15 protein-coding genes are annotated in these 14,543 nt (G+C 59.9%); 4 read left to right on the forward strand and 11 right to left on the reverse strand.

Annotation, left to right across the window (positions count from 1 at the left end):
- Positions 1 to 173: 173 nt before the first annotated feature.
- On the forward strand, positions 174 to 746 hold the full coding sequence (locus tag QA646_RS10880; protein WP_283055473.1) for a PadR family transcriptional regulator: 573 nt from the start codon (positions 174 to 176) through the stop codon (positions 744 to 746).
- Between the two features lie 99 nt (positions 747 to 845).
- On the opposite strand, the gene map is transcribed toward QA646_RS10880, so the two are convergent.
- The 11 genes from map to glpK form a co-directional block, all read right to left on the reverse strand.
- Positions 846 to 1,598, reverse strand: a complete 753-nt coding sequence (gene map / locus QA646_RS10885; protein WP_283055474.1) for a type I methionyl aminopeptidase — start codon at positions 1,596 to 1,598, stop codon at positions 846 to 848.
- A gap of 40 nt (positions 1,599 to 1,638) precedes the next feature.
- On the reverse strand, positions 1,639 to 2,700 hold the full coding sequence (locus QA646_RS10890; protein WP_283055475.1) for an LLM class flavin-dependent oxidoreductase: 1,062 nt from the start codon (positions 2,698 to 2,700) through the stop codon (positions 1,639 to 1,641).
- Between the two features lie 95 nt (positions 2,701 to 2,795).
- Positions 2,796 to 3,215: a type II toxin-antitoxin system VapC family toxin gene (locus QA646_RS10895; protein ID WP_283055476.1), complete on the reverse strand. Its 420-nt coding sequence runs from the start codon at positions 3,213 to 3,215 to the stop codon at positions 2,796 to 2,798.
- Positions 3,215 to 3,463: a type II toxin-antitoxin system prevent-host-death family antitoxin gene (locus QA646_RS10900; protein ID WP_283055477.1), complete on the reverse strand. Its 249-nt coding sequence runs from the start codon at positions 3,461 to 3,463 to the stop codon at positions 3,215 to 3,217. Before QA646_RS10900 ends, QA646_RS10895 begins: the two co-directional genes overlap by 1 nt.
- A gap of 374 nt (positions 3,464 to 3,837) precedes the next feature.
- Positions 3,838 to 4,251, reverse strand: a complete 414-nt coding sequence (locus tag QA646_RS10905; protein ID WP_283055478.1) for a DoxX family protein — start codon at positions 4,249 to 4,251, stop codon at positions 3,838 to 3,840.
- Between the two features lie 96 nt (positions 4,252 to 4,347).
- Complete coding sequence (locus QA646_RS10910) at positions 4,348 to 5,604, reverse strand: RNA polymerase sigma factor (protein ID WP_283055479.1); 1,257 nt, start codon at positions 5,602 to 5,604, stop codon at positions 4,348 to 4,350.
- Positions 5,601 to 5,975 carry a YciI family protein gene (locus QA646_RS10915; protein WP_283055480.1) on the reverse strand — a complete coding sequence of 125 codons (375 nt, stop codon included), beginning with the start codon at positions 5,973 to 5,975 and terminating at the stop codon, positions 5,601 to 5,603. The genes QA646_RS10910 and QA646_RS10915 overlap by 4 nt, the downstream gene beginning before the upstream one ends.
- A 79-nt stretch (positions 5,976 to 6,054) precedes the next feature.
- Entirely contained in the window at positions 6,055 to 6,495 is a 441-nt protein-coding gene (locus tag QA646_RS10920) for a hypothetical protein (RefSeq protein ID WP_283055481.1), read from the reverse strand.
- Positions 6,492 to 7,001 (reverse strand): LD-carboxypeptidase, encoded by a 510-nt coding sequence (locus QA646_RS10925; RefSeq protein WP_283055482.1) that lies wholly within the window; start codon positions 6,999 to 7,001, stop codon positions 6,492 to 6,494. The genes QA646_RS10920 and QA646_RS10925 overlap by 4 nt, the downstream gene beginning before the upstream one ends.
- Before the next feature lie 79 nt (positions 7,002 to 7,080).
- Complete coding sequence (locus tag QA646_RS10930) at positions 7,081 to 7,890, reverse strand: membrane-anchored protein (RefSeq protein WP_283055483.1); 810 nt, start codon at positions 7,888 to 7,890, stop codon at positions 7,081 to 7,083.
- 158 nt (positions 7,891 to 8,048) lie between these two features.
- Complete coding sequence (glpK, locus tag QA646_RS10935) at positions 8,049 to 9,545, reverse strand: glycerol kinase GlpK (protein ID WP_283055484.1); 1,497 nt, start codon at positions 9,543 to 9,545, stop codon at positions 8,049 to 8,051.
- Positions 9,546 to 9,782: 237 nt separating this feature from the next.
- Between glpK and QA646_RS10940 the strand changes: the two genes are divergently transcribed.
- The 3 genes from QA646_RS10940 to xdhB all read left to right on the forward strand — a co-directional run bounded on the left by QA646_RS10940 (position 9,783) and on the right by xdhB (position 14,542).
- Complete coding sequence (locus QA646_RS10940; RefSeq protein ID WP_283055485.1) at positions 9,783 to 10,559, forward strand: 3-hydroxybutyrate dehydrogenase; 777 nt, start codon at positions 9,783 to 9,785, stop codon at positions 10,557 to 10,559.
- Positions 10,560 to 10,732: 173 nt separating this feature from the next.
- On the forward strand, positions 10,733 to 12,202 hold the full coding sequence (xdhA, locus tag QA646_RS10945) for a xanthine dehydrogenase small subunit (protein ID WP_283055486.1): 1,470 nt from the start codon (positions 10,733 to 10,735) through the stop codon (positions 12,200 to 12,202).
- Between the two features lie 3 nt (positions 12,203 to 12,205).
- Positions 12,206 to 14,542, forward strand: a complete 2,337-nt coding sequence (xdhB, locus tag QA646_RS10950; protein ID WP_283055487.1) for a xanthine dehydrogenase molybdopterin binding subunit — start codon at positions 12,206 to 12,208, stop codon at positions 14,540 to 14,542.
- Position 14,543 lies beyond the last annotated feature (1 nt).

Consider the following 14,543-nt stretch of genomic DNA (forward strand, 5'->3'; position numbering starts at 1 on the left):
TACGATATATATCTTACGACATGACGAACGATATAAACCCTCATCATCAAAGGAGACACGTTATGAGAGGCTTTAGAGATCGCATGTGCGGCGATAGCTTTGACACCATCGAGGCATATATCCTACGACATGGCGAAAGCCGTGATTCACACGGCAGGCACAGGAGAGACTTCATGAGAGGCTTCAAGGGCGGCATGTTCGGCGGCGGGTTTCGGACCGGCCGGAAATTCGATGCCGCCGATCTGCAGCTCATCATTCTCGCCCTGCTTTCCGAGCAGCCGCGACATGGCTACGAACTGATCAAGACCCTGGAAGAGCGCTCCGGCGGCTTCTATGTGCCGAGCCCCGGCGTCATCTACCCCGCCCTCACCTACCTGGAAGAGACGGGTCTGGCCGAAGTCGAAGCGAGCGGCACGAAGAAACTCTACCGCATCACCGAAAGCGGTCAGAAGCGTGTCCAGGAAAACCAGGCGCTGGTCGAGGCGACGTTGGCCAAGCTTAGCGCCATCGGCGAGAAGATGGCGCATGTCAGGCGCGTCTTTGGCGGCGAGGATGCCGGCGACGATGAAGGCCGCGAGGGCCCGTTCGGCCGCGATGCCGGCGATGTTCACCTCGCACGCCAGCTTCTGCGCTCGGCGCTGCGCTCAAAATATCCGTGGAGCAAGGCTGAGGGCGCGCGCATCGCCGCAATTCTCGAACGCGCCGCCGCCGATATCATCCGCGGTGAGACGAAGGCGGAAGACTGAAGCAATTCCAGAAAAAGTGCGTAGCGGTTTTTCGTTCGGAATTGTGAATGAACAAAAAGACAGAGTGGTTCCGCGAAAAGCTGAACCGCTCTGAGTCGCTCAGTTGTCCGCCAAGGTCAGGATCATCGGCCCATTGCGGGTGGCGACGACGGTATGCTCGAACTGAACCGTAGGCGCGCGGGGATCGGCATAGAGCGTCCAGGCATCATCGCCGCCCTCCGCCCAGCTTCCGCCGAGTGACAGGAACGGCTCGACGGTGAAAACGAGGCCGTCCTGCATGATGCGGGTCTCGTCCGGGTCGGCCCAGGTAGACACCTCCGCCGGCTCTTCATGCAGCGAACGGCCGATGCCATGGCTCGCCAGATTGGCGATCAGCGTGTAACGGTTCTTCTGGGCAAAAGCGCCGACGGCGTGGCCGATCTTCGAGAATGGCGCGCCACTGCGCACCTGGTTCAGCCCGACCCAGAGCGCCCGCTTGCCGTCGCGGCAAAGACGTTCGATCTTCGGCTTGACCGGCGGCACGGCAAAGGACGAGCCGGTGTCGGAGAAGAAGCCATCCTTCTCAGCCGAAACGTCGAGATTGACGAGATCGCCGGCCTGGATCACCCGCGGACCGGGAATGCCGTGCGCAACCTCCTCATTGACGCTGATGCAGGTGGCGCCGGGAAATTTATAAACGAGTTCCGGCGCCGAGCGCGCGCCGGCATCCTCCAGCACCTTGCGGCCAATATTGTCGAGTTCCAGCGTGGTGATCCCCGGCTCCAGCGCCGCCGCCATCGCCTGTATGGCGTTGGCGCAGATGCGGCCGATCTCTTTCAGCTTGGTCAGTTCGTCGTCGTTCGAGATGATCATTCAAAGCTTCCGGCTGGCGTGCGTCTGTTGAGGCGGGCACTCAAGCCGTCGCTTTCGCCCCTTCGCTTTCTCCAGTCAATGCCTTTCTGACAAGCGGCGCGACTTTCGTGCCGTAAAGCTCGATGCCGTGCATGATCTGCTCATGCGGCATCGTGCCGATCGCCATCTGCAGCAGGAAGCGGTCGTTCCTGAACAGCTTGTGATGAGCGACGATTTTCTCCGCCACCACTTCGGGAGCGCCGACGAAGAGAGCACCATGCGACCCGCGCGATTGATCGAAATGCGCCCGGCTTGTCGGCCCCCAGCCACGCTCGCGCCCGATGCGGTTCATCACCTCGGCCTGCGGTCCGTAGAACTGATCGGCGGCGGCCTCGGTCGTATCGGCAACGAAACCATGAACATTGATGCTGGTCTTCAGCCTGGCGGCATCCTGCCCTGCGCGGCGAGCAGCCTCGCGATAGAGATCGATGAGCGGCGCAAACCGGCGCGGCTCGCCGCCGATGATGGCAAGCGCCATCGGCAGGCCAAGAGCCCCGGCGCGCGCGACCGACTGCGGCGTACCACCGACTGCGATCCAGATCGGCAACGGATCCTGCAACGGTCGGGGATAGACTCCTCGCCCTTGAATCGGTGCGCGGAGATCGCCCGCCCAACTCACCTGCTCGCTCTCACGGATCGCCAACAGCAGATCGAGCTTTTCCTCGAAGAGCTGGTCGTAATCTTCGAGATTGTAACCAAAGAGCGGAAAGGATTCGATGAACGAGCCTCGGCCCGCCATGATCTCGGCGCGGCCGTTGGAAATAAGGTCGAGCGTCGCGAACTGCTGGAATACGCGCACCGGATCGTCCGAGCTCAGTACTGTGACAGCGCTGCTGAGCCGAATGTTCTTCGTCTTTGCCGCAGCCGCCGCAAGCGCGACGGCCGGAGCCGATGCTGCATACTCCGGCCGGTGATGCTCTCCGAGCCCGAAGACATCAAGACCGACCTGATCGGCCAACTCGATCTCCTCGATCAAATTCTTCAGGCGACGCGCCGCCTCCGCACCCTTGTTGAGAGCGGGATCGGGATTAACGTCAGCGAAGGTATAGAGGCCAAGTTCCATGATAAAAATCCATCCGTTGTTGATGGACGAAATAGGAAGACGAAGCTGCTACCGCAAATATGAATTGTCGAACGGTTTGTTCGAGAATGTTGATACTAGGTGCTCCAAGGATTTAGCAGCTCTATGTCCATTCCCTGAAAATGACGCGTATTGCGGGTCACGAGAATGAAGCCTCGTTCCCATGCGGTCGCACCAATGAAGGCATCCCGCAATTCCCGCGGATCGGGCACGCTGTAGTAAGCGCAACGCAGCGCAATCTGATCGTTGATCGCAACTACGCGGTGCTGAAACGCAGCTTTCACACCTTGCTCCATCCAGCTTCGCAGCGCAGCTCCCTGAACTTTATCACGGCGCTCCACCTGCAAGATGCCAAGCTCAATTTCGAAGAGTGTAACGGCCGATATAAAAAGGAGCTGCTCCGGAACAGACGCTATCCAATCCAATACCGCTTGGTCTGCCTTTCCCGAACGAGCTCGGCGAACATCGGAAACAATGTTGGTGTCGAGCAGGTACATCAGGAAAGATCAACCGGCTTCGGGCTGAAGTTTGTCATTCGTGGTGGCTCGAAATCAATGTCCTCGCCACCAGGCATCGCCAATGCATCGATGATGTTGCCCTTCTTCGCCAATTTCAGATACTCATCCATGCTGAGCAGCACATGCGAAGGCTTGCCGCGATCCGTAATAAAAACCGGGCCTTCCGAAGCCGCACGTTTAGCGCCGCTCGTATCTTGATTGAACTCTCGACTGCTCATGATTGTCATTGTGCGAACTCCGTTTGTAGAGAAGTTACTACATAAACAAAAATAAGCAATTCGAATCCGAATTCAACAGCTTGCCCGCCGCTTCGGAATCGACCTCGGAAGCCTTTGATGTCGAACATCAAAGGCGCGGGTCGTCCGACAGCAACGCCCAGCGTTCATGATCGCACCAGATGCCGCCGATCCTCAGATATTTGGGTGAAAATCCAGAAAGGGGTAAGCCCATGGCGTATGGTAAGCGCGGCTCGCAACATTCGCCGCGATCAGTTCGCCGGCGTCGGATTGCCTGACCGATGCGATGGTGACTTGCGGCATGGCTCGCTCTACGAACAAATGAGGCAGCGAGGCATAGCAAATCGAATCCAAAATCAACAGCTTCAGCGCATAAACGGAATCAATTTCCGAACCGCTTCATAGCGAAGATAAAGCCCGCCCCAGGCAATTACGCCGAGATAGAGACCGAACAGCAGATGCGAGAATACCGGGCTGCCGGCCCTGAGATGCGTTGCCATCGCTCCTCCGAGCAGCCCTGTAAAAAGGATCGCCCCGAGAACCGATGTCTGCGGAATTGCATATAGAACGGCGCAAAGAAGCGTGATGGCGCCGAGCAGCCGCGCCAAAGCCGGATCGGCGGAATAGCCGAGCGCTTCCATGGTCTCCGTGACCACAGGCAACGGAATGAGCTTGATCACGCCGTCGAAAACAAGAAAGGCGATAATCAGGCCGCTGAGGATCGTGCCGGCCACACGTTGCACGCGCGAACTGGATGGTGATTCTGTTGCATAGAACATTGCCGTATCCCCCGGAATTGAATCAACAATTCAGATCCTGTGTCTCAAGGACGCTGACGGCAGCCTCTTCCCGACATGGAAGAACGGATTTTTCGATTATTTTGCGATTGCCGGAGCCGACGCGCCGAGACGGTCGAGCTGATGACGGATATGGGCGGCTTCGGCGGGCGAATGGGCAAGCGCGATTGCACGGTCGAAGGCAACGTGCGCCTCCTGCGGCCGACCCAATTGCGCGAGCAGACCGCCGCGAAGCCCATGAAAATAAAAATAGGCATCGAGCCTATCCGTCAGCGCCTCGACCAAGGTCAGCGCCTCCTCCGGACCCTTAAGCTTGGCGACTGCGACGGCGCGGTTCAGCGTGACGACTGGCGACGGATGCTGCCGCTCCAGTGTTTGGTAAAGCAGATCGATCTCCGCCCAGTCGGTATCTTCGGCTCGCTTGGCGCGCGAATGCAGCGCGGCGATGGCCGCCTGAAGCTGATAGGATCCGGGACGGCGGTGGCGGATTGCCTTGTCGAGCAGAGCAAGCGCCTCGTCGATCAATTGGCGGTTCCAGCGGGACCGGTCCTGATCCTCAAGCAGGATGATCTGGCCGTCGGAATCGAAACGGGCGGTATTCCGCGATTGCTGCAGCAGCATCAGCGCCAGCAGGCCCATGATCTCAGGCTCCGCCGGAAAGATGCGTAGCAACAGCCGCCCCAACCGGATAGCCTCATCGGCAAATGCGGACGCTTCGCGGCCCGGTCCGCCGGCGGAATAGCCCTCGTTGTAGATGAGATAGATCATGGCGCTGACAAGCGCCACGCGCTCGGCCCGCTCGACCGCACCCGGCGTCTCGAAAGGTACGCCGGCCGCGGCAACGCGCGCCTTGGCGCGGGTGATGCGCTGCTCCATAGCACTTTCGCTGACGAGGAAGGCACGGGCGATCTGGGTCACCGAAAGGCCGGAGACAACGCGCAGCGCCAGCGCGATCTGTTGCGTCGCCGGCAGGTCCGGATGACAGCAGATGAACAGCAGCCGCAGAATATCGTCACGATAGTTGGAGCCGTCGAGCCGCTCGGCAAGATCGCTTTCGGCATCGCCGGTATCGGAGATCACCTCTTCGTCCGGCAAACCCTGCGTCTTTGACTGCTTGCGCACCGCGTCGATACCGCTGTTGCGGCCGACGAAAATCAGCCAGGCAACGGGATCGCGCGGCGGCCCCTTATCCGGCCATGTCTTCAGTGCTCTAAGGCAAGCTTCCTGAAATGCCTCCTCGGCAATGTCGAGATTGCGGAAATACCGCAGTAGCGCGCCGAGCACCTGCGGCCGGGCATTGGTGAATGCGATATCGATCCAGGCGAGGTCCGTCATGTCGCGATCGTCCCCGGTCTAAAGACATAAAGCGGGCGAATTTCATAGGAGCCGGCGCCAGGATTGGCGACAGCCAATTTCTTTGAAAATTCAATTGCTTCGTCTAGCGTCTCAAAATCGATGACGTAAAAGCCGAGCAATTGCTCCTTCGTTTCCGCAAAGGGTCCGTCGATGATGAGGGGTTCGTTCTTGCCCTTGCGCAGCGTCGTTGCCGCCGTGGTCGGCATCAGCCGCGCGACCGGGCCGAGCTTGCCGGCTTCGCCAAGCGGCGCCTGCACCGCCCGCAACCGGTTCATCGTCGCGTCTTCCTCCTCCTTGGACCAGGAAAACACGGCGTCTTCGTCGTTGTAGCATAGGATCGCATAGAGCATGAGGACCTCCTTCTTATGTAAGACGAGGGAGTATCGCCCGCGCCGACAAGCCGCGTCAAAAAATTATCGCGGCAGAAAGCTATCTATCGCCGCGCGGCACTGTCAGCGTCCCCGCTTTCGCATTGAGCACAGCGACCGCGCCGATCGGGACGTTCAGCGGACTGCGCCCATGCCCGAGCGGCAAGCCGCCGAGGACCGGCACGCCGAGCGTATCGAGATGCTCGCGCAGAATATCGATGACAGAGAAGCGGCGATCGAATTCGAAGCGGGTGAACTGTCCAACCGCAACGCCTGCCAGACCGTTCAAATGCCCTGCCTTGCGCAACATCGTCAATTGTCGGTCGACTTGCCCGCGATACATGTTGACCGCTTCGAGCAACAGGATCGCACCGCGCAGATCCGGCAAGGCCCAGCCGGCGGCCGTTGCGACCATATCGAGATTGCCGCCGATCAAGCGGCCGGTGACTGAGCCCTCGGTCGTCAGAGCCGATGTCGGCTCCTCCAGGCGCGAGCGTATCACGATGCCTCTGACGTCATCAGCACCCGGCGAAGGGAATCGCACGTTTCGATGCTGACATCCTGTTCGCCGTCATTGACGAAAAGAGCGCCGTGGACACCAACTTGGCGGCAGTGCGTCCACAGACTGAGATGCAGTATGGTGATATCGCTGAAACCGACGAGAAACTTCGGGTCACGCCGGACAGCCTCGAAATCCAGCCGATCGGCGATACGGTAAGACCCTTTGCCGCCGCGCGTGGCGAAAATCGCCCGAACCTCAGGATCACGGAGCGCCGCGTTGAAATCCGCCAGCCGCTCCTCATCCGTTCCGGCAAGATAGCCGTGCTTGCAAAACGCATGTTCGCCGAAATCGACGTCGAGCCCCCAACCCCTCAGTATCTCGACCTGCTTCAGAATGAGGCCCCTGTCGGGCGGGCTTGCGGGCGAAACGAAGCGGATTTTATCGCCCGGCCGGAGCAGCGGCGGCGTCAGGATGCGATCGGTTTCGGCACGATCAGATGATTCCATGCGGGGATTTTGGCATGGAACGCTAATGGGCGTTAGCCTGCACGGACCTCATTCGCCGGAAAGACGAATGATGGCTCGATCAACGCAGCGATGGAGTCAAGTGAGCAGCCCCTTTCGCAGCCGCCCGCGCAGCATTCACGGGGGCTTGCGCCTCCCGCCGGGCCGACGCCTTACCTTGCCACAAAGGCAAGCCGATGGATTCCGATACGGCTGGATCGGCCGTAAAGACCGGATAACCCCGCTCCATCAACCGCAGCAGGATTTCCTTGTCCCTTTGAATATGCAGCCGCGCCAGATTTGCCTGATTGTAGATGTGTCCACCGGAAGCCGGATTGATGCCGGTGATGATCACCGCCGTTGCGCCGTTATAGAGCGCAAAAAGTACCGCATTGACGCCGTTCGAACATTTGTCGTCCGCACCCAGTTCGCTGCATTTTACGCCGCCGATCCGGTCGAGAAGCGCCATGCGCTTATAGCGGTCGACGATTTCAAGATCGTCGTATTGGTAGTCGAAGGCCTTCAGACCATCTTCGAGTCGCTCGCGGCTCTTTCGCCAGAGCAGAATGTAAAGCTTCTTCGTGCGCTCGCCATTGAGGACGCGGCGCACTTCGACGGCGTTCGTATTCGTCCCCTCGATCTGGTTGAACTGGACGAACGAGACATCCGGCACTTCAACGCCCCATGCCTTGGTGACGACCTGAGAGCCATTGATGGTGATGACCTTGAAGGTCTCGTCGAAATCCGCGGGCTTGTGCGACACCGGCGCCGATCCGACCACGAGAACGGGTCCGGAAAAAGGCTCGGCAAGCGTCGGTGGCTTCGGTCGGCAAAGCCAGTATTTGACGCTCCGATAAAGGTGTCTCTTCAATTCCGTAAAATTAGCAGCCATGCCCCGCCTTGATGTCCGCGAAAGGCTTTCATCGGAAAACAGTCGAATCCAGTCCCCATTCGAAGGGCGCACTATCGCCGCTTCGATCTACATTAGGAAAATAAAAATATCTTACATAATCAAACCTTAGGTGATCTATCGACTGGCTTCTGCCGCCTTCACCCAGCACTCAACGTACGCGCCACCGCCTTCTTCCATCCTTTGAGCTTCACGCTTCGCGTCTTCTCGTCCATATCGGGCTCGAAACGCCGGTCGCGGGCCCAGGCCTTGGCAAAGCTCTTGCGGTCCGGCCAGACACCGGCGCGGCTGCCGGCAAGCCAGGCGGCGCCGAGTGCGGTGGTTTCCAGGATGGTGGGACGGTCGACGGGCGCATCGAGAAGGTCGGCGAGCCGCTGCATCGTCCAGTCGGAGGCGACCATGCCGCCGTCGACGCGCAGCACTGTATCCGTGCCGCTGCCATTCTTCCAATCCTTGTGCATAGCATCCAGCAGGTCGCGCGACTGATAGCAGACCGCCTCCAGCGCAGCGCGAACGATTTCTTCCGGGCCGGTATTGCGCGTCAGCCCGAAGATCGCACCGCGCGCATCCGGATCCCAATGCGGCGCGCCGAGACCGGTGAAGGCCGGCACGAGATAAACCTCCTGCATCGGATCGGCTTTTTCCGCCAATCCGTCGGAATCGGCGGCGCGCTTGATTGCCTTCAGCCCGTCGCGCAGCCATTGCACGGCCGCGCCGGCGATGAAGATCGAGCCTTCCAGCGCGTAGGTCGTCTCGCCATTCAGCCGATAGGCGATGGTGGTCAGCAGGCGATTTTTCGAGCGCACCATATCCGTACCGGTGTTGAGCAGCGCGAAGCAGCCGGTGCCATAGGTCGATTTCATCATGCCGCGCTCGAAACAAGCCTGGCCGATGGTCGCCGCTTGCTGGTCGCCCGCAACGCCGAGGATGGGGATTGTCGCCCCGAAGATCGATGGATCGGTGACGCCGAAATTGGCCGCGCAGTCCTTCACCTCCGGCAGCATCGCGGCGGGAACGCGCAGGATATCGAGCAGATCCTCGTCCCACGCATTGTTGCCGATATTGTACATCAGCGTCCGCGAGGCGTTGGTCGCATCGGTGACGAAACTCTTGCCGCCGGTCAGCCGCCAGATGAGGAAAGTGTCGATGGTGCCGAAGCAGAGCTCGCCCTTGGCGGCGCGCGCGCGGGCGCCTTTCACATTGGCCAGCATCCACGAAAGCTTGGTGCCGGAAAAATAGGGATCGAGCAGCAGACCGGTATGGCGGGTGAACAGCTTTTCCAGATCCTGTCGCTTCAGCTTCTCGCAATAGCTGGCGGTGCGGCGATCTTGCCAAACGATGGCATTGTGGATCGGCTTGCCGGTCGCTCGGTCCCACACCACGACCGTCTCGCGCTGATTGGTGATGCCGAGAGCGGCGATATCCTTTGCAGTGATGCCCGCGGCTTCGATCGCTTTTTTGACGGTCGCAACGACGGAAGCCCAGATTTCTTCGGGATCATGCTCGACCCAACCAGGTTTCGGATAGTGCTGCGTGAACTCCTTCTGGTTGACGCCGACAATCTTCATGTCGCCGTCAAAAACGATAGCCCGCGTCGACGTCGTTCCCTGGTCGATCGCCAAGACATAACCGCTCATGCACTCCTCCCGATTGTTCCGGTCCCTAAAACAACAAATACGGCAGCAAAACGAATGTGAAAAGAAAGCAAAACGAAATTTTTTGACGAAAATTCTTTATTCCAGCTTGCGAATATATGAAGTGAACTGTCGCAAAAGAGTCTCGCCGCGATGCGATTGCCATATCCGCCGGTTTGAGACTAACCTCAGAGCAGCTATTGCGCTGCAACAGCAGCCGCGCCGTCCAAGGAGAAAATCATGGCAAGAACAGTCGTTGTCACCGGCTCTACAAGCGGTATCGGCCTCGCCATCGCGACCGCCTTCGCCGCGAAGGGTGAAAACATCATCCTCAACGGCTTCGGCAAGCCTGAAGAGATCGATGCCATCAGAAACACGCTCGAAACCTCAGGCGGCGGCAAGGTGGTCTACCATCCGGCCGACATGACCAAGCCCTCAGATATCGCCGACCTGATCGCCACCGCCAATTCGACCTTCGGCGGCGTCGATGTCCTCGTCAACAATGCCGGCATCCAGCATGTCGAGAAGATCGAGGACTTTCCGATCGAGAAGTGGGACCAGATCATCGCCATCAACCTGTCGAGCTCGTTCCATACGATGCGCGCCGCCATTCCGCTGATGAAGGCGAAGAAATACGGCCGCATCATCAACATCGCCTCGGCCCACGCCCTCGTCGCCTCGCCCTTTAAATCCGCCTATGTCGCGGCAAAACATGGTATTCTGGGTTTGACCAAGACTGCGGCACTGGAGCTTGCCGAGTTCGGCGTCACCGTCAACGCCATCTGCCCCGGCTATGTCCTGACCCCGCTCGTCGAAAAGCAGATACCGGATACGGCCAAGGCGCGTGGCATGACCGAAGAGCAGGTCAAGAACGAGGTCATTCTCAAGGCGCAGCCGACGCATGAATTCGTCAAGGCCGAAGAGATTGCGGCATTGTCGATCTATCTTGCCAGCGACGATGCGCGTCAGGTCACCGGCACGCATGTCTCGATTGACGGTGGCTGGACTGCGGCATAACCATAAACGGCCGAGCATGATCTCAAAAAAACGCGAAGCGGTTCTTACATAAGATCATGTTCAACCGAACAGAGAGAACGGGATGATGGTTCGAAGAGACATTATCTCGTTCCAAGGCACGGACAGGTAATGCCCTCTGCCCGGCCTGAAAAGACCAAATTATTGGGAACGACATGAACGACAGCATCCGCTTTATCCTCAACGGCGAGGATATTTCACTTTCCAGCCTACGCCCGACCGAGACGCTCCTCGATTTTCTGCGTCTCAACCGGCATCTGACCGGCACGAAGGAAGGATGCGCAGAAGGCGACTGCGGCGCCTGCACCGTATTGGTCGGCCGGCTGATCGATGGCGGATTGCACTATGAGTCGGTCAATGCCTGTATCCGTTTTGTCGGATCGCTGCATGCCACCCATGTCGTCACCGTCGAACATCTGGCCGCCAAGGACGGCACGCTGCACCCGGTCCAGCAGGCCATGGTCGATTGTCATGGCTCGCAATGCGGTTTCTGCACGCCGGGTTTCGTGATGTCGCTTTACGGCCTGTGGCTTTCGACCGAAAAGCCGAGCCGGGCACAGATCGAAAAGGCCCTGCAAGGCAATCTCTGTCGCTGCACGGGTTACGAGCCGATCGTCAAGGCAGCCGAACAGGTAAGTCAGACGCGTCCGAGTGCTCTGTTCGATCCTCTTGAAAAGACCAGGGCGGACATCATCGCCCGGCTCTGGGCCATGCAGGGCGGTGATACCATCACCATTGCTTCCGGCGAAGATCGCCTGATCGTGCCGGGCTCGGTCGCGGCCCTTGCGCAAGTGTTGGCCGACGAACCGAAGGCAACCGTCGTTGCCGGTTCCACCGACGTCGGTCTCTGGGTCACCAAACAGATGCGCAAGCTCGACCCGGTCGTCTTCATCAATCATCTGACCGACTTGCAGAAGATCACCTTCGAAGATACGGGCCTCACCATTGGCGCGGGCGTTACTTACAGCCAGGCGTTTGCAGCCATGGCCGAGAAGATTCCGGCAATCGCCAGCCTGATCAACCGCATCGGCGGCGAGCAGGTGCGCAATATGGGGACGATCGGCGGCAATATCGCCAACGGATCGCCCATCGGCGACACGCCGCCGCCGCTGATCGCGCTCGGCGCGACCGTGAAACTGCGTTCGGTTGCCGGTACCCGCACGTTGCCGCTGGAAGACTTCTTCATCGATTACGGCAAGCAGGATCGCAATCCCGGCGAATTCGTCGAAAGCATTTTCGTGCCTTACCCCACCGAAGGCACTCATTTCGCGGTCTACAAGATCTCCAAGCGCCGGGACGAGGACATTTCGGCGCTCTGCGGCGCTTTCCACCTGGCGCTGGATGCGGACGGCAACGTCGCCGACATCCGCATCGCCTTCGGCGGCATGGCCGGCACGCCGAAGCGCGCCCGCACGGTCGAAGCCGAACTGATCGGCAAACCCTGGACGGAGGCGACGGTCACCGCCGCCCGCTCGGCCTTCGATGCCGATTACACGCCGCTCACCGACTGGCGCGCCACCGCCGAATACCGGCAGTTGACCGCCAAGAACCTGCTCATTCGCTTTTATCTCGAAACCGCCGGTGCGCCGCAGGAACTGAAGCGTTTCGCAACGGTGGAGGCTTGAACCATGGATAAATCCACCTTCGAAGAACGCAAGGTCATCAACGGTTCGATGCATGGTGCGCTGAAGCATGATTCGGCACACAAGCACGTGACGGGCGCCGCTGACTATATCGACGACCTGCCGGAACCTGCTGGCCTGCTGCATGGCGCACTTGGCCTTTCCGACCGTGCCCATGCGGACATCGTCGGCATCGACCTCTCCGCCGTGAGAGCCTACCCCGGTGTGGTCTGGGTGTTCACAGCTAAGGACATTCCCGGCGTCAACGACACCAGCTTCAACGGCATGCATGACGAGCCGCTGCTCGCAGACACCAAGGTCGAGTTTCACGGCCAGCCGATCTTCGCCGTCATCGCAGAGACCCGTGATACAGCCCGCCGCGCCGCACGCCTTGCCAAGATCGACTATCGCGACTTGCCCCATTGGAGCGACATCGATGGCGCCCTCGCCAACGGCGCACCCTTGGTCTACGAGCCGATGACGCTGAAGCGCGGCCAGCCGGAAACCGAGATGGCCAACGCCAAGCACCGCATCAAGGCGCAGATGCGCATCGGCGGTCAGGAGCATTTCTATCTCGAAAGCCACATCGCGATGGCAATACCCGGCGAAGATGATGAAGTGACCGTCTGGTCGTCGACCCAGCATCCGAGTGAGATCCAGCACATCGTCGGCCATGTGCTCAACATTCCGTCCAACGCCGTCACCGTCAATGTGCGCCGCATGGGCGGCGGCTTCGGCGGCAAGGAAACGCAGGGCAACCAGTTCGCCGCACTCGCCGCCATCGCCGCCAAGAAGCTCGGTCGCGCCATCAAATTCCGCCCCGACCGCGACGAGGACATGGCAGCCACCGGCAAACGCCATGACTTCCTGGTCGACTACGAAATCGGCTTCGACGATGACGGCCGCATCCATGCCGTCGATGCAACTTACGCCGCCCGCTGCGGCTTCTCCTCAGACCTCTCCGGCCCCGTCACCGACCGCGCATTGTTCCATGCGGATTCGAGCTATTTCTACCCACATGTGCATCTCGTCTCGAAACCGCTGAAGACCCACACGGTTTCCAACACCGCCTTCCGCGGCTTCGGCGGTCCTCAAGGCATGGTTGGCGGTGAGCGGTTTATCGAAGAGATTGCCTATGCGCTGGGCAAGGACCCGCTGGAAGTTCGCCGTGCGAATTTCTACGGCCAGCCGGGCTCAGGCCGCACGCTGACGCCCTATCATCAGGAGGTGGAGGACAACATCATCCACCGCATCGTCGACGAGCTGGAAGAATCCTCCGACTACCAGGCGCGGCGCAACGCCATCATCGAGTTCAACCGCTCCAGCCGCTTCATCCGCAAGGGTATCGCGCTGACGCCGGTGAAATTCGGCATCTCCTTCACCATGACCGCCTTCAACCAGGCCGGCGCGCTGGTGCACATCTATCAGGACGGCTCCATCCATCTGAACCATGGCGGCACGGAAATGGGCCAGGGCCTCTATACCAAGGTGGCGCAGGTTTTGGCCGACAGTTTCCAGGTGGATGTCGACCGGGTGAAGATCACGGCCACCACCACCGGCAAGGTCCCGAACACCTCGGCGACCGCAGCCTCCTCCGGCTCCGACCTTAACGGCATGGCGGCATTTGACGCCGCGCGGCAAATCAAGGACCGGCTGGTTGCCTTTGCTGTCGAGAAATGGGGCGTCGCTGCCGAAGAGATACAGTTCCTGCCGAACCGGGTGCGGGTCGGCGACATGGAAATTCCCTTCCCGGATTTCATCAAGCAAGCCTATTTCGCCCGTGTGCAGCTTTCCGCCGCCGGCTTCTACAAGACGCCGAAAATCCATTGGGACCGCAAGGCCGGCCGCGGCACGCCGTTCTATTATTTCTCTTATGGCGCCGCCTGCTCGGAAGTGTCGATCGATACGCTGACCGGCGAATATCTGGTAGACCGTACCGATATCCTCCACGATGTCGGCCGGTCGCTGAACCCGGCGATCGATATCGGTCAGGTCGAAGGCGCCTTCGTGCAGGGCATGGGTTGGCTGACCACCGAAGAACTTTGGTGGGACAATAAGGGCCGGCTGCGCACGCATGCGCCTTCGACCTACAAGATCCCGCTCGCTTCGGATCGGCCGAAGATATTCAATGTCCGCCTCGCCGAATGGTCTGAAAATGCCGAGGCGACCATCGGCCGCTCCAAGGCAGTCGGCGAACCGCCCTTCATGCTCAGCATCTCGGTTCTCGAAGCTCTATCCATGGCCGTCGCAAGCGTCGCGGACTACCGCATCTGCCCGCGGCTCGACGCGCCGGCAACGCCGGAACGGGTGCTGATGGCAGTCGAGCGGCTGAAGGGGATGTGAC

The organism is Rhizobium sp. CB3090, assembly GCF_029714285.1.
Classification (GTDB): domain Bacteria; phylum Pseudomonadota; class Alphaproteobacteria; order Rhizobiales; family Rhizobiaceae; genus Rhizobium.